The sequence below is a fragment of the Planotetraspora kaengkrachanensis genome (genome assembly GCF_016862895.1).
In the GTDB taxonomy this organism is placed as follows: domain Bacteria; phylum Actinomycetota; class Actinomycetes; order Streptosporangiales; family Streptosporangiaceae; genus Planotetraspora; species Planotetraspora kaengkrachanensis.
In genome coordinates this window covers 133,207-155,546 of sequence record NZ_BONV01000002.1, presented here as the reverse complement: position 1 = coordinate 155,546, position 22,340 = coordinate 133,207, and the positions used below count along the sequence as shown (strand labels likewise).

General features: G+C 71.5%; 21 protein-coding genes. 11 read left to right on the top strand and 10 right to left on the bottom strand.

Annotated features, from left to right (window positions below):
* Positions 1–51 precede the first annotated feature (51 nt).
* From Pka01_RS03500 to Pka01_RS03490, 3 genes are all read left to right on the top strand, one after another.
* Positions 52–954 carry an RNA polymerase sigma-70 factor gene (locus Pka01_RS03500; protein ID WP_239114703.1) on the top strand — a complete coding sequence of 301 codons (903 nt, stop codon included), beginning with the start codon at positions 52–54 and terminating at the stop codon, positions 952–954.
* 243 nt (positions 955–1,197) lie between these two features.
* A complete protein-coding gene (locus tag Pka01_RS03495; RefSeq protein ID WP_203881089.1) occupies positions 1,198–1,626 on the top strand; it encodes a sigma-70 family RNA polymerase sigma factor family protein in 429 nt (142 codons plus the stop codon).
* Positions 1,614–1,919 carry a sigma-70 family RNA polymerase sigma factor family protein gene (locus Pka01_RS03490; RefSeq protein ID WP_203881088.1) on the top strand — a complete coding sequence of 102 codons (306 nt, stop codon included), beginning with the start codon at positions 1,614–1,616 and terminating at the stop codon, positions 1,917–1,919. Before Pka01_RS03495 ends, Pka01_RS03490 begins: the two co-directional genes overlap by 13 nt.
* Before the next feature lie 85 nt (positions 1,920–2,004).
* Here the strand turns inward: Pka01_RS03490 and Pka01_RS03485 are convergent, their stop codons facing one another.
* Entirely contained in the window at positions 2,005–2,742 is a 738-nt protein-coding gene (locus Pka01_RS03485) for an SDR family oxidoreductase (protein WP_203881087.1), read from the bottom strand.
* Between the two features lie 99 nt (positions 2,743–2,841).
* On the opposite strand from Pka01_RS03485, the gene Pka01_RS03480 reads away from it, so the two are divergent.
* Positions 2,842–3,318, top strand: coding sequence for an RrF2 family transcriptional regulator (locus tag Pka01_RS03480; protein ID WP_203881308.1), 477 nt, complete (start codon positions 2,842–2,844; stop codon positions 3,316–3,318).
* A 74-nt stretch (positions 3,319–3,392) separates the two neighbouring features.
* Here Pka01_RS03480 and Pka01_RS03475 read toward each other — a convergent pair whose 3' ends face one another.
* Positions 3,393–4,109 carry an SDR family oxidoreductase gene (locus tag Pka01_RS03475; protein ID WP_203881086.1) on the bottom strand — a complete coding sequence of 239 codons (717 nt, stop codon included), beginning with the start codon at positions 4,107–4,109 and terminating at the stop codon, positions 3,393–3,395.
* Positions 4,110–4,207: 98 nt separating this feature from the next.
* A complete protein-coding gene (locus Pka01_RS03470; protein ID WP_203881085.1) occupies positions 4,208–5,071 on the bottom strand; it encodes a DUF427 domain-containing protein in 864 nt (287 codons plus the stop codon).
* Positions 5,072–5,357: 286 nt separating this feature from the next.
* On the opposite strand from Pka01_RS03470, the gene Pka01_RS03465 reads away from it, so the two are divergent.
* Entirely contained in the window at positions 5,358–5,789 is a 432-nt protein-coding gene (locus tag Pka01_RS03465; protein WP_203881084.1) for a VOC family protein, read from the top strand.
* Positions 5,790–5,844: 55 nt separating this feature from the next.
* Here Pka01_RS03465 and Pka01_RS03460 read toward each other — a convergent pair whose 3' ends face one another.
* Positions 5,845–7,578, bottom strand: a complete 1,734-nt coding sequence (locus tag Pka01_RS03460) for an MOSC and FAD-binding oxidoreductase domain-containing protein (protein ID WP_203881083.1) — start codon at positions 7,576–7,578, stop codon at positions 5,845–5,847.
* Between the two features lie 147 nt (positions 7,579–7,725).
* Here Pka01_RS03460 and Pka01_RS03455 point away from each other — a divergent pair, with 147 nt between their 5' ends.
* Positions 7,726–8,616 carry a LysR family transcriptional regulator gene (locus Pka01_RS03455; protein ID WP_203881082.1) on the top strand — a complete coding sequence of 297 codons (891 nt, stop codon included), beginning with the start codon at positions 7,726–7,728 and terminating at the stop codon, positions 8,614–8,616.
* A 42-nt stretch (positions 8,617–8,658) separates the two neighbouring features.
* Here Pka01_RS03455 and Pka01_RS03450 read toward each other — a convergent pair whose 3' ends face one another.
* Positions 8,659–14,166, bottom strand: a complete 5,508-nt coding sequence (locus Pka01_RS03450) for an ATP-binding protein (protein WP_203881081.1) — start codon at positions 14,164–14,166, stop codon at positions 8,659–8,661.
* Positions 14,167–14,462: 296 nt separating this feature from the next.
* On the bottom strand, positions 14,463–15,197 hold the full coding sequence (locus Pka01_RS03445; RefSeq protein ID WP_203881080.1) for a MerR family transcriptional regulator: 735 nt from the start codon (positions 15,195–15,197) through the stop codon (positions 14,463–14,465).
* A gap of 57 nt (positions 15,198–15,254) precedes the next feature.
* Between Pka01_RS03445 and Pka01_RS03440 the strand changes: the two genes are divergently transcribed.
* The gene (locus Pka01_RS03440; protein ID WP_203881079.1) at positions 15,255–15,542 is read left to right on the top strand and encodes a hypothetical protein; all 288 of its coding nucleotides are present in this window, start codon (positions 15,255–15,257) and stop codon (positions 15,540–15,542) included.
* A 7-nt stretch (positions 15,543–15,549) separates the two neighbouring features.
* Here Pka01_RS03440 and Pka01_RS03435 read toward each other — a convergent pair whose 3' ends face one another.
* Both Pka01_RS03435 and Pka01_RS03430 read right to left on the bottom strand, forming a co-directional pair.
* The gene (locus tag Pka01_RS03435; protein ID WP_203881078.1) at positions 15,550–17,625 is read right to left on the bottom strand and encodes a sensor histidine kinase; all 2,076 of its coding nucleotides are present in this window, start codon (positions 17,623–17,625) and stop codon (positions 15,550–15,552) included.
* The gene (locus Pka01_RS03430) at positions 17,618–18,277 is read right to left on the bottom strand and encodes a response regulator transcription factor (protein ID WP_203881077.1); all 660 of its coding nucleotides are present in this window, start codon (positions 18,275–18,277) and stop codon (positions 17,618–17,620) included. Before Pka01_RS03430 ends, Pka01_RS03435 begins: the two co-directional genes overlap by 8 nt.
* Positions 18,278–18,465: 188 nt before the next feature.
* Here Pka01_RS03430 and Pka01_RS03425 point away from each other — a divergent pair, with 188 nt between their 5' ends.
* The 3 genes from Pka01_RS03425 (at position 18,466) to Pka01_RS03415 (ending at position 20,096) form a co-directional block, all read left to right on the top strand.
* On the top strand, positions 18,466–18,831 hold the full coding sequence (locus tag Pka01_RS03425) for a hypothetical protein (RefSeq protein ID WP_203881076.1): 366 nt from the start codon (positions 18,466–18,468) through the stop codon (positions 18,829–18,831).
* Between the two features lie 58 nt (positions 18,832–18,889).
* Complete coding sequence (locus Pka01_RS03420) at positions 18,890–19,477, top strand: hypothetical protein (protein ID WP_203881075.1); 588 nt, start codon at positions 18,890–18,892, stop codon at positions 19,475–19,477.
* 70 nt (positions 19,478–19,547) lie between these two features.
* Positions 19,548–20,096 carry a YciI family protein gene (locus Pka01_RS03415; protein ID WP_203881074.1) on the top strand — a complete coding sequence of 183 codons (549 nt, stop codon included), beginning with the start codon at positions 19,548–19,550 and terminating at the stop codon, positions 20,094–20,096.
* Between the two features lie 117 nt (positions 20,097–20,213).
* Here the strand turns inward: Pka01_RS03415 and Pka01_RS03410 are convergent, their stop codons facing one another.
* On the bottom strand, positions 20,214–20,450 hold the full coding sequence (locus Pka01_RS03410; RefSeq protein ID WP_203881073.1) for a dihydrofolate reductase family protein: 237 nt from the start codon (positions 20,448–20,450) through the stop codon (positions 20,214–20,216).
* 14 nt (positions 20,451–20,464) lie between these two features.
* Between Pka01_RS03410 and Pka01_RS03405 the strand changes: the two genes are divergently transcribed.
* Positions 20,465–20,833, top strand: coding sequence for a GntR family transcriptional regulator (locus tag Pka01_RS03405; protein ID WP_203881072.1), 369 nt, complete (start codon positions 20,465–20,467; stop codon positions 20,831–20,833).
* A gap of 49 nt (positions 20,834–20,882) precedes the next feature.
* Here Pka01_RS03405 and Pka01_RS03400 read toward each other — a convergent pair whose 3' ends face one another.
* A complete protein-coding gene (locus Pka01_RS03400) occupies positions 20,883–22,301 on the bottom strand; it encodes an amidase (protein WP_203881071.1) in 1,419 nt (472 codons plus the stop codon).
* Positions 22,302–22,340 lie beyond the last annotated feature (39 nt).

Sequence of the window (22,340 nt, the reverse complement as noted above, 5' to 3'; positions counted from 1 at the left end):
AAGAAGCCGACGCCGACGCCGCGAGGCCGGGTGACCATGCATGCAGAATCCGTGGACCAGGAAAGCGCTCTCGAACAGGCCGCCCTCGCCTTCGTCGAGATGCGCCCACGCCTGTTCGGCATCGCCTACCGGATGCTCGGCAGCGCGGCGGAGGCCGAGGACATTCTTCAGGAGGTCTGGTTGCGCTGGCAGCAGACCGACCGCGCGACCATCGAGAACCCCTCGGCCTTCCTGGCGCTGGTCACCACCAGGCTGGCCATCAACGTCGCGCAGTCCGCCCGCGCGCGGCGCGAGGCCTACCTAGGTCCCTGGCTTCCCGAACCCGTCGACACCAGCCTCGACCCCACCCTCGGAGCCGAACGAGGCGAAGCGCTCGAGCTGGCCTTCCTGCTGTTGCTCGAGAGGCTCACCCCCACGGAGCGGGCCGCCTACGTCCTGCGCGAGGCGTTCGACTACCCCTACCCCCAGATCGCCGAGATCCTCCAGCTCACCCCGGTCAACGTCCGCCAGTTCGTGAGCCGCGCCCGCAGGCATCTGAACGCCGGACGGCACGAGACCATCGACAGGACCGAACATCGACGCCTGCTGGAGGTCTTCCTCGCGGCCGCCCAGACGGGGGACGTCGCAGCCCTCGAATCCCTGTTCGCCGCGGACGTCGTCAGCACCTCCGACGGAGGCGGCATCCGCGGGGCCGCCCGTTTTCCGCTGCTGGGCGCCACACGCGTGGCGAAGTTCGTCGCCGCGCTCGCGCCGCGTCACTGGACCGGGGCCGACCTCACGTGGGTCGAAGCGAACGGCCACGCGGGACTGCTGGTCCCCCGTGGCCGGACCGGGGTCACGCTTCTCACCGTCGAAGCCTCGCCGAAAGGCATCCACCACCTCATGTGGATCGTCAACCCGGCCAAACTCGACGCATTCGAGCGATCACGCGCCCGGCTCCGCCGGGACATCTGACCGCGGCCAACCGTGCCGCGTCCCGCCGGGACGCCCGGCACGGCCGCTGATCGTCCCGTGGCTGTCACAACGGGACGCCCTGTCCGGTCTTAGCCGGCGACACCGAAAGAGAACAGAGGACATCGTGCGGACGACCTCGTCAGCCGCCGGCCATGCCGGCCTGACCACCGCCTGGAGACGGGACGGGCTTGCCCGCTCCGCCGGCCGCTTTCCGCGACCCCCGGCCGGTGCGGGTGGCACCACATGACCGAGGCGGGCGCCGGTTCCCTGGCGGAGATGCTCGACGAACGGCAGCACCTGCTCGAGATCGCCCTGTGGATGTTCGGTTCGGCCGCCACGGCCGACCGGATCGTCCAGGAGACCTACCGCCGCTGGTACGCACTCGACGACGAGGACCGTGCCGCGATCGAGGTGCCGCGAGCATGGCTGACCAGGGTCGCCGGGGGCATCTGCATGGAACTGCTCGCCATTCCGGACGCGTTCCCGCCTTCCGGCGCCGCACCTGAGCGGGACCCGGCGCCGGCTCCCGTGGCCGCCGTCCGGGCTCCCCGCTCGGGCGCGACGCGGCGGCCCCCGGTCAGCCCGGGCCACGGAAGGCGATGCTCGACCGGCATGACCGGGTCGCGCGCCGGTTCGCGGCAGCGTGCGAAACCGGAGACGTGGCGGCGCTGAAGACGGTCCTGGCCGCCGACGCGCTGGTCGTGAGCGACGGCGGCGGCAAGGTGCGCGCCTCGGTGCGCCCGACATACGGCGCGGACGCGGCCGCCCGGTTCGTCGTGACCCTGCTGGTCGGGCCGCCCGGCACCCAGGTGAGCGTCGAGTCCGTCAACGGCCGCACAGGTCTGGTGCTGCGCCGGGCGGGCCACGCGGTGGCGGTGGTCAGCCTGAGCGTCGCGGGAGCCGAGGTCACCGCTGTGTGGATCGTCCTGAACCCCGACAAGCTGCATCTCTGGCATCACGCATGACCGACCCGCCCGCCACGGACTGCTCGCCGCCTCGTCGCCAGGGCATCCTCGCCACCGTCAGCCTCGACGAGGACGGGCCGAGAGGTCAGTTGGCCGCGAGCCAGTCGGCGTAGTGGGTGGGGGCGATGAGGGCGTCGGCCGGGGCGATGATGACGTCGCCCTTGATCGCGCTGAACAGGCCCGCGGTGTCGTCGATGACGACGACCCGGCTGTCGCCCCTGGCCTTCAGGGTGATCCTGCCGAGTTCGTCGAGGGTGAAGACGTCGGGTCCGGCGATGTCGCGGACGCCGTACAGGGGCGCGCCGGCGGCGACCTCCGAGACCGCGGCGGCGACGTCAGCGGCGGCGATCGGCTGAATGGGCGTCCGCGGCAGGCGCACGACGTCGCCCTCGGTGGTCCAGGACATGGTCGCGTCCATGAACTCCATGAACTGCGTGGCGCGGACGATCGAGAACGGGACCGATCCCGCCCGCAGCAGGTTCTCCTGAAGCACCTTCGCCCGGTAGTAGACGAGGTCGGGCGCTAGGTCGACGCCGACGATGGACAGGATGACGAAGTGCCCGACGCCGGCCTTCGCGCTCGCGGCGAGGAGGTTGTCCATCGAGGTCTGGAAGAAGGCGGGGGAGGCGTCGTCGAAGGTCGGGGAATTGGTGAGGTTGACGACGACGTCCGCGCCCGTCACCGCGTCCTCAACGCCCGCGCCGGTGATGACGTCCACGCCCGTGGACAGCGAGTACGGCACGGCCTCGTGCCCGGCCGCGGTGAGATTCCTGACGACCTGCGAGCCGATCAGGCCGGTCCCGCCGATGACTGCGATCTTCATGGTGAGCCTTTCAACTCCGGAGCACTTGGGTCTTCGCGTCACTATACTCGGATAAAACATGTCCGAGTATGGGGGTACGGATACCATGGCGCGGTGAAGATGTCCGAGGGCGTCGAGTGGGCGGTGCACTGCTGCGTCGTGCTCACGTCCGTGGCGGCGCCTGTGCCGGCCGCCCGGCTGGCCGAGTTGCACCAGGTGTCGCCCACCTACCTGGCCAAGCAGCTCCAGGCACTCGCGCGGGCCGGTCTCGTGTTCTCAGTGCAGGGCAAGTCGGGCGGTTACGTGCTGAGCCGCCCTCCGGCGGAGATCACGCTGCTCGACGTCGTCGAAGCCATCGACGGGCCCGAGCCCGCCTTCGTCTGCACGGAGATCCGCCAGCGGGGCCCCATGGCGACTCCGGCCGAATACTGCACAACGCCGTGCCCGATCTCCCGCGCGATGGCCGCCTCCGAGTCGGCGCGAAGGGACGCGCTGCGCTCCGTGACCATCGCCGGCCTCGCCGAGCAGGTCGAAGCCGGCAGCGGTGCGGGCACGCTGAACGGCGTCGCGGCCTGGCTCGGCTCCACCGGCACGTAGTTCCGGCGCCCCGGCCGTCCTGTCCGGGGCGGTCGTCCGGGAGTGGCGTCTGATGGACCGACCGGCGTCGATCCTCAGACGAGCGGCTCGCCTCCGTCGACCGCGAGCGACACACCGGTCAGGAAGGTGTTGGTCAGTGCGAAGAGCACGGCCTCCGCGATGTCGTCGGCGGTGCCGACACGGCGCACCGGGTTGGTCCGGCTGCGCTGTTCGAACAGGGCGTTCTTCTTCTCCTCGCCGAGCGCGTCGTAGGCGCCGGTGTCGACCGTGCCCGGGGAGATCGCGTTGACCCGGATCGGCGCGAGTTCCACGGCCAGCGAGCGGGTGACGACGTCCACGGCTCCGTTGGTGGCGGCGACGGCGAGCATGCCGATCGCGGGCTTGCGCGCCGACGATCCGGAGAAGAGCACGAACGACCCGTCTCGCGGCATGCGCGGTGCCAGGTGCTTCGCGAGCAGGATCGGACCGAGCACCTTGGTGGTGAACGACAGCGCCATCGTGTCGTGCTCGAGGTCCGCGACCTGTCCCCGGGCCCTCGCCGACGCGGTGGACACGACGTGGTCGACGTGGCCGAGCCGGGCGGCGAGCGCCTCGACGCTCGGCTCGTCGGTCAGGTCGACGGCCTCGGCCTCGATGCCGGGATCCTCGTACGATCCGGCCAGCTTTCCCGCGTCCCTGCTGGCCGCGACCACCGTCGCGCCCGCGGCGCGTACGGCGAGTGTGACGGCACGGGCGATGCCGCTTCCACGGCCGATGACGAGGACCCTGCGCCCCTGCAGGGATGAGGACATGACGGTTCTCCTTGACGTTGTCGGAAGTCGAATCCGGAAAGCGGACACGGGTCAGGCCGGTCGGAGACAGACGTGATCTCTCCGCCGCGAGGACGGTCTCAGGACCGCCGGAGGATCTCCGAGGGATCGAGGCCGCGGTCGATGCCGTGCGCGACGACCGTCTGGCCGGGCTCGAGCTCGAGGCGCCGCCCGTCGAGGTACACCTCGACCTTGTCCGGTTCGAAGGACATCAGCCCGCGCACGCGGCCCACCTCGGGCCAGGCCTCCACATAGGACCAGGCGGCGCGGGTGCGGCCGCCGATGTCGTAGTAGCTGGCGAGCCCCTTGTACGGGCAGAAGGTCTGACCTGCGACCGGTGTCAGCGCGGTCTCGTCGACGTCCTCCCGCGGCACGTACCAGCGAGGCGCGAACCCCGACTCGTAGAGCACCACCGGCCGGTGCGTGTCGGCGACCACCCGGTCGCCGTCGCGGACGACGAGATGCCGCGACGTCGACCGGATGTCGTTGCGGTGGTAGAGGTCGGCGGCGTGGCCGACGACGCGCTCGTCCTCCTCGTAGAAGGCGTCCATCGCGCGCCACGCGAACGCCACCCGATCCCGCAGTTCGGCGGCGTGGCCGGGCAACTCGACGTGCTGCCACGCCGCCCGCTCGGTGGTCCGGCCGGGGGTCGTGACGGTGAACCAGGCCGTGGTTCCGAGGTCGCGATGCCGCGTGACGTGATCCGTCGTGCGCAGGGTGTCCGCCCGCACGTCCCCGGCCGGGAAGTAGGCCACGGGGTATCGGCTGGGCTCGTGGAGCAGGACGACGTCCTCGCTGTCCGCGATCCATTCACCGGCGAACCGGACGCGCATGCGCCGGCGCAGCGGCTCCGCGAACAGCAGGCGCTCGGGAAGCGGTTGTTCGACGAGGAACCGCCCGACCGACCTGGGCGACAGAGGTCCCTGCTGCCACGACAACCCCATGGATCCGCTCCTTCCCCCGTGCGGGCCACCGGCCCGCGTAAGCGATGAGGACGTGACGTTCTCGCTGACGTTCTCCTCGAAATCGAAGCCTAAAAGCGGATTCGAGCAGGGCGGGCCGACGAGAGATGCGAGTTTTCTGCCGTGAACACAAAAAGGCCGAATATCTCAGGAGTTTTCGGCGAGGCGTGGGGGATCGGATTTTTGTGATGTGACCATAGAAAAGAAGAATGCGGATGCGTGCCACATCGAGTGGCGGCGAAACGTGAAGCGGCAAGAAGATGAGCGGGTGAACTACGAACTCGAAGTCGTGACGCTGCCGGTGAGCGACGTGGACCGATCCCTGGCGTTCTACACCGAGCAGGCCGGCTTCACGCTCGACGTCGACTACCGGCCGAACGACGGTTTCCGCGTCGTGCAGCTGACCCCACCGGGCTCCGCCTGCTCGGTGCAGATCGGCGTGGGCCTCACCGACGCCGTGCCCGGGTCCGTACGCGGGCTCTACCTGGTGGTCGGTGATGTCGAGGCCGCCAGGCGCGAGCTGACCCGGCGCGGAGTCGAGGTCGGCGCGGTACGGCACAAAGCCGCGAAGAATGACTGGCAGGGGGATTGGCAGGACGGCGTCGATCCGCAGCGAGGCGATTACGCGAGCTTCGCGGATTTCGCCGATCCCGATGGAAACACCTGGGTGCTGCAGGAGCGGGGATTCCGCCCGTCGTGAATCGACGCTGGCGACCGTTGGACGCGGGCGAGCCCAGGCGGCGTCCTGCCGGGTGTCAGAGGTCCAGCACCACGTCGTCTCGCGGCCGGGCGCAGCAGATCAGGACCTCTCCGCCGGCGGGAGGTTCCAGCGGGTCCGGGGAGTAGTCCACCTCTCCGGCGAGGAGCGGCGTGACGCAGGTGTGGCAGACGCCGGTACGGCAGGACCAGCGGGTGGGAACGTCGCACGCGTCGGCGAGGTCGAGCACCGACCGGTACCGGGGAGACCAGCGGACCGACAGGCCGCTGCGGGCGAACGTGAGCAGCGGTCCGGTGCCGGATTCGCCGGGCGGCGGGTGCGGCGCCACCGCGGGCCGGGGCGTGAGGCCCGGTGTGATGGCGGCGAGCGCGCCGAACAGCTCGGTGTGGATGTGGTCGCCGGCCAGGCCGATCGTGGTGAGCATGTCGCGCATGGCGGCCATGAAGGACACGGGGCCGCACAGGTAGGCGGTGGCGTCGGCCGGCGGGCCGAGGGCCGCCAGGCCGTCCAGGGTGGGCCGGCCGTGGTGGATCGCCGGGCCGATGCCCCCGGACTCGCCCGGGGAGCCTTCGGTGTCCGCTGTGTAGAAGACGTGCTCATGAGCGTGGGGAAGCGCGGCGAGCAGCGTGTGCGCCTCGTGGGCGAAGGCATGCTCGGCGGGTGTGCGCGCGACGTGGATCCACCAGACGGGACGGAGGGTGTGCTCGGCGGCGAGCCGGTGCAGCATCGCCGTGACCGGGGTCGCCCCGATGCCGGCCGAGACGAGGAGCACGGGCTCGGTGCCGGGGGACAGGACGAAGTCGCCTCGTGGTGCGGCCGCCTCAAGCACGGCGCCGGGCCGCAGGTCGGCGTGCAGATAACGGCTGACCAGGCCGAGTTCCTCCCGTTTCACGCTCACCCGGTAGGCGGGGTCGCCGGGCGCCGAGGAGAGGGAGTAGCTGCGCACCGGCGCCGGGTCGCCCGCTCCGTCCACCCGGAGCGTTATGTACTGCCCGGCCTCCGCGACCGGCAGCACGCTCCCGTCGCCGGCTTCGAGATGGACGGACAGCACCGACGGGGTCTCGTGCACGATCCTGGTCACCCGCATCGGGCGGAAGCCGCGCCACCCTTCTGCGCGCGGCGCCGCCGTACGACCGGAGGCCATGTCCTGGAACGACTGCCGCCATCCGGGGCTGAGGGCGGGAATCGCGAGTGCTCTTGTGAGCTTGTCCGGGTCCTCGCCGGGGAGGTAGAGCAGCGCGTCGGCGTCGGCGACGGTGAGCGCTCCGGGGCCCGTCCTGGTCTTCACGATGGCGTCGCCCGCCTCCACCTCGCCTTCGGTGATGACGCGGAGGTAGAAGCCGGGGCGGTGGTGGGAGACGAGGAGGGCGGGGAGTTCCGGCTCGCCGAGTCGCATGCCGACCCGGTAGCAGGTGACCCGGGGTTGCGTGACTTCGAACTCCGCCTCGCCGATGCGGTAGCGGTCGCCGATGCACACGTCGTCGTCGGGCAGTCCGTCGACGGTGAAGTTCTCCCCGAACTGGCCGTACTGGAAGTCGGACCGGCCGAAGTGGTCCTGCCAGTAGGCGTAGGACTGGATCTGGTAGACGAGCACGGCTCGCTGCTCGCCGCCGTGGCCCTGCAGGTCGCCCTGGCCGTCGCCGTCGATGTTGAGCCGTCTGGCCGTCCGCGGGCCGGTGACCGCGTGCTTCCAGACGCCGGTGTGCACGGTCCTGCCCTGCCAGGACACGTCCTTCGGCATCCCGATGTTCACCGACAAGAGCGTCGCCATCATGATCCTCGCGATCGGAGCGCACGGCCGGTCACGACGACGGGCTCGGCCTTCCCCCGTCCCATGACTCCGACACTAGCCGCAGGCCCTTTGACATGGCTTCTGTTGGATTATGAAACTTGTGGGTGTATAGGTTAGTTTTTGCGAATGGCCACACTTCGCGCATTGGAGTGTCTCGTGGCCTTGGTGGACACCGGATCGGTGACCAAGGCCGCCGCCGCCCTGTACATGTCCCAGCCCGCGCTCTCCCACCAGATCGCGGCCCTGGAACGGGAACTGGGGACCCGGGTCGTGGAACGCCTGGCCCGCGGAGTCCGGGTCACCGCCGCCGGTCACGCCACGGCGGCCGAGGCCCGGGTCGCGCTCCAGGCGGCGGCGCGAGCCGTACGGGTGGGTCACGAGGTCGGCGCGGGAGTGGCCGGCCGGCTGAGAATCGCCTGCGCCGAGACGATGACCGTCTGGCTGCTCGTTCCCGTGTTGCGCCAGTGGTGTTCCGAGCGCCCCGCCGTACGGCTGGACCTGATGGAGTTCACCAGCGCTGATCGCATGGTGGACCACCTCATGGCGGGCGAGGCGGATCTCGTGATCGGGCCGCGCCCCACCGGCACCTCCGCCCATGTCGAGGTCCTGGGCCAAGAGGAGATGGTCGTGGTGGCACCCGAGGACCACCCATTCGCGGCCCGGCCATCGGTGCCCGTCGCCGACCTCGCCAGCGAGCCTTTCGTGCACTACGACCAGGGCAACGGCATGGCCGTATGGATCGACCAGTTCGCCGCGTCGCACCAGGTGACGTTCACTCCGGTGCTGCGCACGCGCAGCCCGCGGACGGCGGCCCAGCTCGCGGGAGCCGGGATGGGCGTCACCATCGTGCCGGCCTCCGCCCTGATCGCCTGCCCGTACGGCGTGGTCCGCTCCATGGACCCGCAGGTCCGGCGCGACGTGGTCGCGATCATGGCGGCGCCGGCGGACAGCCTCGCCCGGCGGTTCGTCGAGGACCTGCACGCACGCGGGTTGCCCGCGACCGAGACCGACGGCTGAAGCCGCCCCGGCGGACCGGGGACGGCTTCCCGCACGCGTCTGTCAGGCCCGGCCGTCGCGCGCCGCGGAACCCAGGCCGCGCTCGATGGCCTCGATGATCCGCGGCCGCAGCTCGGCGGCGCTGATGATCGCGTCCACCGAGCCGACCTCGACCGCGCGCTGGATGCTGTGCACCCGGTCGAACTCCGCGGCGACCTCGCCGAGCTTCTCCGCCCTGACGGTGGACTGCACCTCGGCGAGCCGGGCGTGCAGCGCGGCCCGCTCGGCGCCGCTGGCGGCCGCGACCCGCGTCTGCAGCTCGGTCACCCGCGGGTCGGTCGCGGTGCGGTTGTTCACCTCGCCGGAGAACACCACGGCCGCAGCCGGGGCGCCGCCGAGCACCGAGGCGAACGAGCCCTCCAGCGCCAGCACCGTCATGTTCGGGTTGAGGGCCTTGGAGAACACCACGAACGCGCCACCGTGATAGCGGGAGATCACGCAGAACACGATCGGCCCGTCGAAGTTGACGATCGCCCGGCCGATCTCCGCGCCGTACTCGAGCTGGAGTTTGCGCATCGACTCCGGTGAGCCGTCGAACCCGGACAGGTTCGCCAGCACCACCAGCGGCCGGTTGCCGGACGCCGCGTTGATCGCCCGCGCGGTCTTCTTCGACGACCGCGGGAACAGCGTGCCCGCGGTGTAGGTGTCCGGCCCGTCGGTGGGCGGGTAGCCGCGCCGCGGCACCGACCGCGACTCGATGCCGATCAGGCAGACCGGATGGCCGCCGATGTGCACGTCCTGCACGGCGGACGTCTCCGCGTCGGCCATGTCCGCCCAGCGCTCCAGCACCGGATGATCCTGGTCGGACAGGGCGCGCATCACCGTGCGGATGTCGAACGGCTTCTTGCGGTCCGGGTTGTGCTCGCTGGAGAAGATCTGGCCGACGGTGGCGAAGTCGCTGCCGGAGATCGTGTGCGGGAACCCGGACACGTCGCGGTCGGCCGGGTCGTTGGTCCAGGCCCGCCGCGGCGCCGTCTCGCCGGGCACGACGTACGTGTGGTCGTAATGCGACATCAGCACGTCGCGGGCGGCCGGCAGGTTGGGCGCCCAGTACTGCGCCTGGCCGTTCGGCCCCATGACGCGGTCGTAGCCGCCGATGCCGAAGTTGTCCTCGGCCGACACGCCGCCGGAGAAGTCCAGCGACTGCTTGCCGGTGAGCACCATCGCCGAGTCCGGCGTCATCACCAGGATGCCCTTGGTGTGCATGAGCATCGTCGCCTCGGCGTTCCAGTACGGCTGGGCGCCGACGGTGATCCCGGCGACCACGATGTTGATCTCGCCGCCGTCCTGGGTGAACGTGACGATCCGCTTGAGCGCGGCCGCGACCCAGTCCATGTTCTCGGTGCCTGAGCTCATCGAGATCCGCGCGCCCGCCGACAGCGCGAACCACTCCAGGGGGACCCGCATCCGCTCGGCGAGGTCGAGTGCGGCGATCACCCGCGCGCACTCCGGCTCCGACAGCGCGCCCAGCGCCTTCGTCGGGTCGCCGAGCAGGACCACCCGGGTGACGCCCTCGGGGTGCCGCTCGGTGGGCGTGGTGACGACGCCCGCCACGATCGCCGCGGAGTTCTTCCCCTTCGGCCGGTCGACCGGCACCAGCGCGCCGTGTTCGTCGAGGTCGTGCTCGACGAAGCTCCCCTCCGGCCCGGCGAGCATGCCGGTCAGCTCGTACGGGTACACGTTCCCGCGCCTGGCCGCGCGCAGCACCTTCTGGCGGTAGTCGTCCAGCGGCCGCAGCGGCTCCGTCGACGGCGCCTCGACGTGCACGTGCGCGCCGTTGCCCGGGTCGAGGGTGATCCGCACGGCGACCTCGGTCAGCTCACCGGCGGAGTTGCGCTGACGGGCGATGAACTGGACCTCCTCGAGCCCCGCGCCCGCCGTGGTCGGCAGGATGCGCTGGACCAGCGCGTTCAGCTCGTCGCCCGACAGCTCGGTCGACGGCCAGACGTACATCAGGATCCGGTTGGTGTCGAACCGCTTGTTCTGGGGTCGTTGCGCCTGGACGTTGCGGATCGCGTCCAGGCCCGCGGTCATCGCGTCCTCCACCGCGGGCAGCGCGACCAGCCTGCCGTCGGCCTCGCGCAGCGGCGTCAGGTCGCGGACCTGGCCCATCGCGATGAGCCGCTCGTCGGCCGGGTTGCTGCGCGCCACGGCCTTGAACAGGTAGATCTCCTCGTCCGCGGACGGCAGCCTGGTGAGGTCGAACTCGCGCAGCCGCTGCAGTTGCAGGCGCTGCGCGATCTGCGGGTGCAGGCCGCGGATCAGCCGGTCCTCGGCGAAGCCCGTGCCGTCGGGCCGGAAGGTGAAGTGGTGGTGCATGACGGCGCCGCCGGTGCCGGCGACGGTCGTGGTGATCCGGCGGACGCCCGCGGGCTGCGGGTGCTCGGCGAGCAGTTGCCCGAGCCGCACCGCGATCGCGTTGGCGTCCGGCTGGTCCTCCCACATGACGTAGAGGTCGGCGACCAGACCGCGCTCGGCCACGTCGGTGGCGAGCGTGCCGACGGCGCCGATGGCGTCGGGCAGGGCGGCGATGTCGACGGCGGTGGTGACCACGCGGGTCAGGCCGCGCGGGCCCGTGTGCTCGGCGGTGACGAACCGGCAGCCCGCGGCGTCACGAGTGGTGACGCCGGACAACCCGCGGTTTCCGTAGTAGCGGCGGGTCAGCACCTCCAGCAGCGGCGCGTGGTCCCGCCCGGGCAGCCCGATCCGCTGGCCGATCAGGCGGACCAGCGGCTCGGCGCTGGCCACCATGGCCTGGATCCGCTCGGCGCGGTCCGGCGCCGCCGGGTTGTGGTCCAGATGACGCAGGTGCCTGCGCACCTCGGCGTAGACCTTGGCGCGGTTGCGGCGCAGCAGCGGCTGGGCGAACCAGCGGAAGACCACACCGCGGGCCAGGTCGGACACCGTGGGGAAGCGCACCTGCGTGGCCTCGACCAGGTGCTCGAGGGTGAGCCCGGCGCGCTCGCTGAGCGGCTCGACCGGCGGCACGCCGGCCAGCCACTGGCGCAGCAGCTCCGACACGATCGCGACGCCGGTGCTCATCTGCTGCTGAGCCAGGAAGATCCGGAAGACCGCGGCCTCCAGCTCAGGCGTGCGGTCGAGGCCGTCGATCCCGTAGTGGGCGAGGACCTGCCGCAGCTTGTCCTGGAAGCCCTCGGTGACGCCGGCGCGTTCGACGTCGAGGCTCTGCAGGTAGCTGTGGAAGAACTCGCGCGGGCTGTGCACCGGGCTGTGCGGCTCGACGTCGAGTTCGCCGCCCGGCTTGTTGCGGCTCAGCTCGGACAGGTCGGCGAACACGGTGAGCAGGTCGAGCTCGCCGTCGAGCGGACGGCCGCCGAGCTCGGCCCGCGCGGCCAGATACCCGGACAACACGCGCTTGGGGTCGTACGGGTCGGCGTCGAAACCGAGCAGCAGGCTGCGCAGGTCCTGCAGGCCGCGCTCGACCCGGTCGGCCGCGGACACGTCCGCAGGCTCGGCGGGCAGGTCGATCTCGACGGTCTCGCCGGTGCTCTCCGCCTCCTTCTCCGCGTCTTCGTCGGCCAGTGGCTCCAGGCGCATCAGCGGAGCGCCGGTCTCGACCTGGCTGCCCACCGACACCGGGCACTCGCGGACCCGGGCGCGGAACGGCGCGCGCAGCACCGTCTCCATCTTCATGCTCTCGAGGACCAGGATCGGGGCGCCGGGCTCGACCTCGTCGCCGACGGAAAGCGGCGTCGCGACGACCAGCGCGGGCGCGGGGGAACGCACGACACCGCCCTCGTCGCGGCTGATCCGGTGGGTGACGCCGTCGACCTCGACCAGGTGGATCGGCCCGTGGGTGGCCGACACCAGGCGGAACCTGCGGCCGTTGACCAGGATCTGCCCGCTGTGCTCGTCGAACCGCTCGACCTCGACGTCGACGGGGTGCGTCTCACCGCCGCTGGAGATGCCGACGCGGAACCGACGCTGCCCGACCCGGGCCACGCTCACCCGGTAGCCGACCCCGCGGAGCTTGAGGTCCAGCGGGCGGCCCGAGTCGTGCTGCACCTGCGGGCGGCCTCCGCGGGCGGTGGACAGCAGGCGCCGTCGGCCGACCTCCTCCTCGTCCTCGTACGCCTCGATCGCGGCGGCGGCCAGGGCGATCGCGGAGTGCCGGTGGCTGACCAGGCGGCCCTCGGCGCGCACACGGTCGATCCAGCCGGTGTCGGCGCTCGCGTCGATCACCTCGGGCTGGTCGAGCAGGTCGAGCACGAAGCTCTTGTTGGTGGCGCCGCCCTCGATGATCACCGTGGTGTCGGTCATCGCGCGGCGCAGCCGGCCCAGGGCCTGCTCGCGGTCGCGGCCGTAGGCGATGATCTTGGCGATCATCGAGTCGAAGTCGGCCGGGATGATGTCGCCCTCGCTGACGCCGGTGTCCACGCGGATGCCGGGGCCGGCGGGCAGCACCAGGCGTGCGATGCGGCCCGGGGCGGGCGCGAAGTCGCGGTCGGGGTCCTCGGCGTTGAGCCTGGCCTCGATGGCGTGCCCGGCCTCGGCCGGCTGGGCGCCCTCCAGCCTTCCGCCGCCCGCCACGTGCAGTTGCAGCCTGACCAGGTCGGTGTCGGTGGTGATCTCGGTGATCGGGTGCTCGACCTGCAGCCGGGTGTTGACCTCGAGGAAGGCGAACAGCTTCTCGCCGGGGTGGTAGAGGAACTCGACGGTGCAGGCGCCGCGATAGCCGACGGCCACGGCGAGCCGTTCCGCCGACGCCTTCAGCTCGGCGGTCTGCTCGGCCGCGAGGACGGGGGAGGCGGACTCCTCGATGATCTTCTGGTTGCGCCGCTGCACCGAGCAGTCCCGGACGCCCAGCGCCCACGCGGTGCCCTGCCCGTCGGCGATGACCTGGACCTCGACGTGCCGGGCACCGGTGACCAGGCTCTCCAGGAAGACCACGCCCGAGCCGAACGCGCGCTGCGCCTCCTGGCGGGTGCGCTCGTAGGCGTCGGTCAGCTCCTCCGCCGAGGTGACCTTGCGGATGCCGCGCCCGCCGCCGCCCGCGGTGGCCTTGAGCATCAGCGGGTAGCCGATCTGCTCGCCGGCGCGCAGCGCGTCTTCGAGGGTGGCGACCTCGCCGCGGCTCCACGGCGCGACGGGGACGCCGACCTCCTCGGCGATGAGCTTGGCGCCGATCTTGTCGCCGAGCCTGCGCATGGCCTCCGCGCTCGGCCCGACGAAGGTGACGCCGATCTTGTCGCACAGCTCGGCGAACGCCGGATCCTCGGCGACGAAGCCCCAGCCGACCCACGCGGCGTCGGCGCCCGTCTCCGTCAGCGCCTGCTCAAGGACGGCGTGGTCGAGGTACGGGCGCGCGGACGCGGGGCCCAGCGGGTAGGCGATGTCCGCTTCACGGACGAAGGTCGCGTTGCGGTCGGCGTCGGTGTAGAGGGCGACCGTCTCGATCCGTGCCCCGGTTTCCGCAGAAAGCTCGCGGACGGCGTGAATGAGCCGCATCGCAGCCTCTCCACGGTTGACGATGGCGACACGACTGAACACCGGTTGGGCCTCCCAAATACCCGCAGCGCAGATACCGGCGTCCGGGTACTTCCCGGAAGCGCCGTCTGCACCTCTCGCTACCCTGCTAGCTCGCGGCGGGGTAAACCAAGGTCCCGCATCGCGCATAGCTGAGCTGCTGGTTTGTGGAGACCCGACAAAAAGTGTTCCGGCCACGCCCTACGGCCGCCGGTTCACGCAAGGTCTGCCACAAACACCACGGCACTTTACGGCGTCTGGCGACGATGTGGTGACCTGTGTCTTCGTCCCCACGGCGGCTCGGCGGCAATCACGGACGGTCAGGTGCGCGGGAGCCGGGCTCGGATCAGGGCGTCGAGCCGCCGCCACGCCGGGGATGAGGCGTTGACCACTCCCTGGATGAGTGCCGGCATGTCGGCGTCGACGTCCTGCCCGGGAAGGTCGGCGGAACCGTACCGTTCCTCCGTCGCGCGGGCGATGCGCTCGGCGAGCTCGTCGATGCGGGGATCGTGCGGGTCGAGGTCGTGGGCGCGGTCGTAGTCGAGGTAGATCTGACGCAGCGCGGGGTCGGCCAGCGCCTGGGCCTGGTCGCGGAACAGCTCGAGCGCGGTGTCGGGATGGGTGGCGAACACCAGGATCCACAGGTCGGTCTCGAGGGCGACCCACCGCGGGCTGAACCCGAGCCCGGGCAGCCGCTCGAGATGGTCGCCCACTTCGGGGGAGAGGACCTGCAGGCTTCCCGCCGCGAGCCGTCTCAGCCGCCGCTGGGTCGCCCGCAGGTCCCGGATCCTGGCCGTGAGGCCGGCGTCCACCTGGCGGAGAGCCTCCCGGAAGTCCTCGTCCGAGGCCGCGCGGAGCTCTCTGATGCGCGCCAGCGGGACGCCTGCCTCGGCCAGGGTGCGGATCTTGATCAGGTCGATGGCGTGCCGCGCGGTGTAACGCCGGTAGCCGGAGGAGTCACAGCCGGGCTCGGGAAGCAGCCCCTTGTCGTGGTAGACCCGGATCGTCTTGATCGAGACGCCGGCGTACCTGGCGAGCCGGCCGATGGTTATCACGCCTCCATTGTTCTCCCGCTTGACCCTGCCCCAGGGGCGGGGTTGCAGCATGTGGCCATGACGAACATCACCCCTGACCTGGACACCCTCCGCGCGCTGGCCGACGAGGGGAACGAGATGGCCCTGGACCGCCTGGCCGACCTCGCCGACGCCCGCGGCGACCTCGAAGAGCTGAGGGACCTGCTTGACGAGGGCTCCATGCGGGCCGGGCACCTGCTGACCCGGCTCGCGGTCGCGACCGGCGACCTGCGTGAACTGCAGCGGGTGTGGGACGCGGGATGCGACGAGGCCGGACGCGAGCTGGAACGGCTGCTCGCCCGGCCGGCCGGCCCGCGAGAGGGCTGACGACTCGTCACGCGCCGGTTCGGAGACCGGAAGGCGTGCCGGCGGGTCCTTCCCGCACATCGGGCCGGCGTGAGCCGCCCTGTTCGCCGGCCGGCCCGGCCGCCGTGGCCCGGAGCGGAATGCGGGCCGTGACACGCCATCCATCCGCGGTCGGCCCCGCGGAGGCCGCGCCGCCGAGTTCCTCCGCGCGTTCGGCGATCGACTGGAGCCCGACGCCGGGACGCCAGGTGGCGGGCAGGCTCCCGTCGTCGCTCACCTCCACGTGCAGGTCGTCGTCGACGCGCAGGGTTATGCGGCAGGTGCGCGCGTCGGAGTGGCGAAGCACGTTCGTGAGGGCCTCCTTCGCTATCCGGTAGGCCGCGAGTTCGACCGCCGCGGACAGGGAGGGCATCGGACGGGGCGCCGCCACTTCGACCGCGACGCCCTTCCCGGCCTCCGTGGGGATGGCCGCCACGTGTTCGCGCAGCGCGCCGTCGAGGCCGAGCCGATCCAGTTCCATGGGGCGCAGGCCGTAAACGATGTTCCGTACGTCGTCGATGACCGCTCGCAGGTCTGTGCGAACCTCGCCGATCAGCCGACCGGCGGCCTCGACGTCGGACCTGAGCAGGTTGGACGCCGCGTCGGCGCGGAACGCCACGCTGGTCAGTGAAGGGCCGAGGCCGTCGTGAAGCTCACGCTGCAGGCGCACGCGCTCCGCTCCGGCGGCCTCGACGGTGGCGACGCGGGCCTGGCGCACCTGCTCGGTCAACTGCAGCGCGTGCAGCGCGACCGCGAGCGGCGTGCCTATCAGGCCGAGCGTGTCGCGGTCGGCGGTGTGCAGGCGCCGTTCACCCCGGCGCAGTTCGACGCGGACCGTCCCGACCTGGTCGCCGCGGTACCGCAAGGCGACCTCCTCGGTCGTGCCCTCCTGTGACGTGCCGGCCTGGGCGAGGAGGGCGCCGTCCGCCGTGTGCAACGCGATCCACGGGATGCGCAGGGCGACGCGGGTGCGGTCGAGCACGCCGCCGAGGTCGTCCTCGTGATGCAGCGTCTGCCCGATCTGCTGCGCGGTGCGGGCGGGGTCCGACCGGCCGCCGTAGAAGGCACGATCGGTGAGGCGCCGCATCAGCAGCCGTACGGGCGTGAATCCGATCGCCACCAGGATCGCCGCGCCGGTTTGGGCGCCCCGTTCGGCGGTGGGGGGAACGAACAGGGAGAACGCGGCGACGAGACCGGCGTACACGGCGACGATCACAGTCAGGGTCAGGCCGTACAGGAGCGTGCGGGACAACACCAGCCGGATGTCGAACAGCTGGTGGCGCACGATCGCCACACCCACGGCCAACGGGATCATCACGAACGACAGCAGCAGGAGGATCGGCCCGTCGCCGGTGATCCAACGCTGGGTGTTGAGCACGATCATGGCGATCAGCGCCAGGATGAGCCACAGCAGCTGCCGCTTCGTCCGCTCGTCGCCGCGCCGGTACCGGACGACGAGCGCCGTGACCCACGCGATGTTCAGGGGGATGAACAGGAGCTCGAAGACCGTGTCGGCGAGGTTGGGCTGGACGAGGCCCACGTTGAGAATCGACGTCACGCCGGGGTGGCCGAAGAACGTGCCGGTCGACAGGACGCTGCTCACGGTTTCGTACAGACCGGCGGCCATCGTCAGCCACAGGACGGGAAGCCAGCGGCGGGACGGCAGCCGGCCGTCAGGGAAGAGCAGCAACGCGATGTTGGCGAGGAAGCCGATCCCCAGTTGCCAGCCCGCGAAGTAGAAGGTGACCAGCGTGCGCTCCAGCGGCAGCGGCCAGCCGTGCTGGAGCCCGTACGTCAGCAGCATGCCACTGGCCGCGGTGACCAGGTGCCCCAGACCGCTGATCATGAAGAGGGTGCCGACCGGGTGACGCGGCCGGTACCACCCGATGATCGAGGCGGGCAGGACGAATCCGACGCCGAAGACGATGTTGGTGATCGCGTAGGTGTCCACCCAGCCCCGCCAGGTGACGCCGGCGAGCCGGGCGAAGACGATCGCGACGGCGGTCAGGACGAGACCGGCGACTCCCGTCACGAGGACGCGGGCACGGGTGCGCGTGTCAGCCACGCCGGCCCAGCCCGGCATCCTTGGCGATCACGATGGCCTGGCCGCGGGTCGCGACGCCGAGCTTCATCAAGATCGCCGATACGTGGTTGGCGACCGTCTTGTGCGACAGGTGCAACCGCAGCGCTATGGCGCCGTTGGTCGCGCCCGTGGCCACCTCGTCCAGCACCTCACGCTCACGGGGGGACAGCTGCGGGAGAGGCGGCTCCCGCGTCGACAGCCGGTCGATGAGCCGCCCCGCGACCGCCTGCGAGAAGATCGCGTCACCTACGGCCACCGCCCGGATCGCGCGCTCGATCTCGTCGGACTCGGCCGTCTTCAGCAGGTAACCGCGGGCGCCCGCCCGCAACGCCTCGGTCACCATCGTGTCCTCACTGACCATCGTCAGGACCAGGACCGCCGTGCTCGGATGGTCGCGCACCACCCGCGCGGTCGTCTCCACGCCGTCCATCACGGGCATGTGCAGGTCCATGACGACCACGTCCGGGCGGTGCAGCGCCACCTCCCGCAGCGTCGCCTCGCCGTCCCCGGCCTGTGCCACGACGTCGATGCCCGGAAGGGTCTCGAGCAGGAGCGCGAGTCCCCGCCGCAACGCCGGATGATCGTCGGCGAGGAGCACCCGTATTGCGGCGGAAGCGTCGCGATCCGTGTCCATGCGCACAGTATGGCGATCACCGGCGCGGCGGGGTAAGGCACACGATCACGGTCGTCGTAGGGCAGCGGTCCCGATTCCGCCGGGAATCTCTCCCGCTCCGCCGGCGCCCCTCGGGAAGCCCGACTCATCCGCGCATGCCGTCCGTCTTCGCAGACTGAAGTCCCCACACCACCGGAAGGACTCATGCGATGCGCGATGCCGGCCAGGGCAAGGCGCCGATCCCGGCCCCCGCACGTTGGGGGCTGGTCATCGCGGCGATGTGCGCCGGCTCGGACATCGCCGTGTCCGTCCATCGGCTGCCGTCGGGATCCGTGACACCGGCGGTGGTGCTCGGACTCGCCGTCCTCACTCTCGCGGCGATTCCAGCGGCGTGGCGTGGGGCGGTCTGGGCCCGCAACACGGTCGTGTCCGCCCAGGCGCTGACGGCGGTTACCGGCGTGCCGGCGTTCGTGCTGCCTGCCGTCCCCCCGCTCGACGTCGTGATCTCCGCCGCGCGGCTCGGTGTCGCCGTGGCCGTCGCCGCGCTGCTGCTCACCGCCCAACCCATCACCTGACCCCCGTTTCATCACCCCCACAGGTGGGCCTGTCCCGGCCGCCGCAGAAAGGATCGACATGCACCACTCCTCCCGCGCCCGTGTCTTCGGCGCCGTCGGCATCGCCGGCGCCCTGTTCTCCCTCGCCGGGTGGCCCTTCATGCTCGGCGACCCGGCGGACCGGACGACCTCCTGGTACGTCGGGAACACGCTCGGCGACATCACGTGTGTCGCCATGGCGGTCTTCACCGCGGGCCTCGCCCTGTTGAAGGAGGCCGGGCCGGGCCTGCCGTCCCGGATCACGCTGGCTCTGTGGCCGGTCTGCTGGGCGCTGCTGAGCGTCGGCGGGATCGTCATGCTCACGACCGGGCAGGACAACGTGCTCCTGCCGATCGGCGGTCTCGGGTCGACGCTCGTTGCGCTCGTCGCGGGGATCCTCATCGCCCGCCGGGCCGACCTGCCGGGCGGGCGCCGATGGGCGCCCCTCGTCTACGGCGTCGGAGGTTTCGTGCTCACCTTCGCCCAGAGCGACCGCCACGACCTGCTGACGAACATCGTCGATCTGGCGACGACCCTGCTGATGCTCGGCGTCGTCATCGCACTGTTCGCCGGGGCGAAGGAGAGCCGGGCCGCCGCCGTCTCCACAGCCCCGGCGTCGAGAACGTGAACCGGCGGAAGGCGTCCCCGGCCGCGCCGGATGCTTGGAGCATCGGACCCGGAGTGATCGACAATGGGGCATGGAGTTCTTCTGCTATCACCGCGACAGGCCCGGCTCGATGGCGTTACGCGACGAGCTGCTGGAAGAGCACTGGTCGTACATGGACCGGTACGCGAAGGAGCTGATCGCCCGTGGCCCGACCTTCACCGCCCACGACGACGCGGCCACCGGCAGCGTGCACATCGTCGACCTGCCCGACCCCGCCGCCGCACGCGCGTTCGCGTTCGACGAGCCCAACTACCAGGCCGGCGTGTACCGGGACGTCATGCTGCGCCGCTGGCGCAACCTGCTGGGACGCACCATGTGGGACTTCCCCGGCGGCCGGACCGGCGGCAACCGGTATCTGGTGCTCGGCCTCGGTTCGGGGCAGGCCGTGGACCTCGCCGTGCCGTCCGGCCGGGACGAACTGATCGCGTACGGGCCGCTGCTGTCGGACGACGGCGTCGCCTGGCTGGGTACGGCCGCGCTGGTCCGGGCGCCGGACCCCGCCGCGGCACGCGCCGTCCTGACCCAGGACCTGTACGCCGGAGTCGAGGTGCACGACTGGGAGTTCGGCGGGCGGCGGTGAGGACCACAGGACGCCCCTGACGCCGGCAGGACGAAGCCGTGATCGCGGATGAGCGATCACGGCTTCCCCGTTTCACCTCGCCGTCCTCCGCCCGGATCGGACGGCCCCCCAGCGGCTCTACTCGAGCGGCGGGACCGTGGCGAAGGCCGGGCGGCCGGTCGTCTCATAGGTCTGCAGCATCACTCCGGTGCTGGTCGCCTTGGAGTCGACGAGCTTGAGACCGGTCGGGACGATGTCGCCGAACAGCCGCTTGCCGGTGCCGAGCACGACCGGGAAGACCAGCAGCCGGAACTCGTCGACGAGGTCGGCCTTGACGAGGGTCTGGATCAGGGACAGGCTGCCATGGCGCGGCACACGGTGGGCGTTCGATGATCGTCATCAACGCGGCCTCGCCGGTGCCGCCGTTCGAGCAACTGCGGGCCCAGCTCGCCCGGCAGATCCAGGACCGCACGCTGCCGGTGGGCTCCCGCCTGCCGACCATCCGCCGGCTCGCGACCGACCTCGGCCTGGCCGTCAACACGGTGGGCCGTGCCTACCGGGAGCTGGAGGAGGCCGGGCTGATCGAGACCCGGGGGAGGGCGGGGTCGTTCGTGTCTGCGGCCGGCGAGCGTGCCCGCGAGCGGGCCGTCCAGGCGGCCGCCGAATACGCGGCCGTCGTCGCCAGCGTCGGCCTCGACGTGCGCGAGGCGCTCGGCATCGTCGAGGCGGCGTTGAGGCCCGCCCTTCGGCGGCACTGAGACCCGCGGGCCCGCCCCGCTGAGAGGGCGGGCCCGCGAAGCCGTCCTTTCAGCGTCGTCCGACGGAGAACCGGGGGATCCGGTCCTTCCACGGCATGGCCTGTTCCAGCCGGGCGGCGACCCGGAGCAGCAGATCCTCGCGGCCGTAGCCGGCGACGAGCTGCACCCCGATCGGCAGACCGCCCTCGCTCGTGCCCAGCGGCAGGCTGACTGCGGGCTGGCCGGAGATGTTGAACACCATGGTGAACGGGCCGTAGTCGAACAGCGACTTCAGCCAGCTCGTCAGGGTGTGGCCGGGGTCGTCATAGCGCAGCGTGCCATGGGGCGCGGGGAGGCGGCCCAGGACCGGGGTGACGAGCAGGTCGTACTCGGTGAAGAACGCCCCCACCGACCGGGTGACCCTGTTCTGCGCGCCGAAGGCGGCCATCATGTCGAGCGCGCTGTAGTCGCCGGCGACCTGCAGGAGCCGTCTGGAGACGGCTTCCATCGCGGCCGGGTCCGGTCGCCTGGGGGCCAGGAGCAGCAGCGAGCCGATCGCGACGGATTCGGCCACGGTGGTTCGCATGACGTCGTCCCAATCGAGGACCGGGCTCGCGCCGGCGACGGCGTGGCCCATCTCCTCCAGCAGACGACCGACCTCGACCGCCGCCGCGGCCACTTCGCCGTCGACCGCGGCGCCGGACCAGGCCTCGGTGGTGACGGCCACCCGCAGGAGTCCGGGGTCGGCCCCCAGTTCGTCGGCGTACTTGCCGTGCGGCGGCGGCGCAGTGTACTTGTCGCCGACACCGGGCCCCTGGACGGCGTCCAGAAGGTGTGCGGTGTCGCGGACGGTGCGCGTCAGCGCGAACTCGTACGCCATGCCGAGCATCAGTTCCCCCTGGTCGGGTCCGCAGGGGACGCGGCCCCGGCTCGGCTTGAGCCCGACGAGCCCGCAGCAGGAGGCGGGGATCCGGAGGGATCCGGCTCCGTCGCTGCCGTGCGCCACGGGCACGGCGCCGGCCGCGACGAGAGCGGCCGCGCCGCCGCTCGACCCGCCCACGCCGCGCTCCGGATCCCAGGGGTTGCGGGTCGGCCCGTGTTTGACCGATTCGGTGGAGAAGTTGATGGCCATCTCCGGCACGGTGGTCAGGCCCAGGGTCACCAGGCCGGCGGCGCGGAAGCGCGCCATGAGATCGCTGTCGTGCTCGGGAACGATGCCCGGCAGGCTCCGGCTTCCGAGGAAGAACGGGACCCCCTTCGCCACCGGCCCGTGGTCCTTGATCAGGAACGGAACCCCCGTGAGGGGACCGTCCTCTGCGTGGTCGAGCGCGGGTGAGAACACCGGCAGCGCCAGGCCGTTCACCTCCGTGTCGGCCACGGCCAGGGCGTTCCGGGCGGCGCTCTCGACCTCGGCGGCGGCGACCTCGCCCGCCGCGATCAGCTCACGAAGCCCGACGGCGTCATACCGCGCGTACTCGTGGAGTTCCATGTCAGTCCGTTTCTCGGCGTACTCGACGCCTGCACATCG

What these genes read in the sequence shown, in the direction of transcription:
- Pka01_RS03405 (WP_203881072.1), top strand. Translation starts at nt 20,465, where the DNA reads ATGATCGTCATCAACGCGGCCTCGCCGGTGCCGCCGTTCGAGCAACTG.
- Pka01_RS03470 (WP_203881085.1), bottom strand. Translation starts at nt 5,071, where the DNA reads ATGGGGTTGTCGTGGCAGCAGGGACCTCTGTCGCCCAGGTCGGTCGGG.
- Pka01_RS03455 (WP_203881082.1), top strand. Translation starts at nt 7,726, where the DNA reads ATGGCCACACTTCGCGCATTGGAGTGTCTCGTGGCCTTGGTGGACACC.
- Pka01_RS03440 (WP_203881079.1), top strand. Translation starts at nt 15,255, where the DNA reads ATGACGAACATCACCCCTGACCTGGACACCCTCCGCGCGCTGGCCGAC.
- Pka01_RS03430 (WP_203881077.1), bottom strand. Translation starts at nt 18,277, where the DNA reads ATGGACACGGATCGCGACGCTTCCGCCGCAATACGGGTGCTCCTCGCC.
- Pka01_RS03460 (WP_203881083.1), bottom strand. Translation starts at nt 7,578, where the DNA reads ATGGCGACGCTCTTGTCGGTGAACATCGGGATGCCGAAGGACGTGTCC.
- Pka01_RS03425 (WP_203881076.1), top strand. Translation starts at nt 18,466, where the DNA reads ATGCGCGATGCCGGCCAGGGCAAGGCGCCGATCCCGGCCCCCGCACGT.
- Pka01_RS03480 (WP_203881308.1), top strand. Translation starts at nt 2,842, where the DNA reads ATGTCCGAGGGCGTCGAGTGGGCGGTGCACTGCTGCGTCGTGCTCACG.
- Pka01_RS03415 (WP_203881074.1), top strand. Translation starts at nt 19,548, where the DNA reads ATGGAGTTCTTCTGCTATCACCGCGACAGGCCCGGCTCGATGGCGTTA.
- Pka01_RS03485 (WP_203881087.1), bottom strand. Translation starts at nt 2,742, where the DNA reads ATGAAGATCGCAGTCATCGGCGGGACCGGCCTGATCGGCTCGCAGGTC.
- Pka01_RS03400 (WP_203881071.1), bottom strand. Translation starts at nt 22,301, where the DNA reads ATGGAACTCCACGAGTACGCGCGGTATGACGCCGTCGGGCTTCGTGAG.
- Pka01_RS03420 (WP_203881075.1), top strand. Translation starts at nt 18,890, where the DNA reads ATGCACCACTCCTCCCGCGCCCGTGTCTTCGGCGCCGTCGGCATCGCC.
- Pka01_RS03495 (WP_203881089.1), top strand. Translation starts at nt 1,198, where the DNA reads ATGACCGAGGCGGGCGCCGGTTCCCTGGCGGAGATGCTCGACGAACGG.
- Pka01_RS03475 (WP_203881086.1), bottom strand. Translation starts at nt 4,109, where the DNA reads ATGTCCTCATCCCTGCAGGGGCGCAGGGTCCTCGTCATCGGCCGTGGA.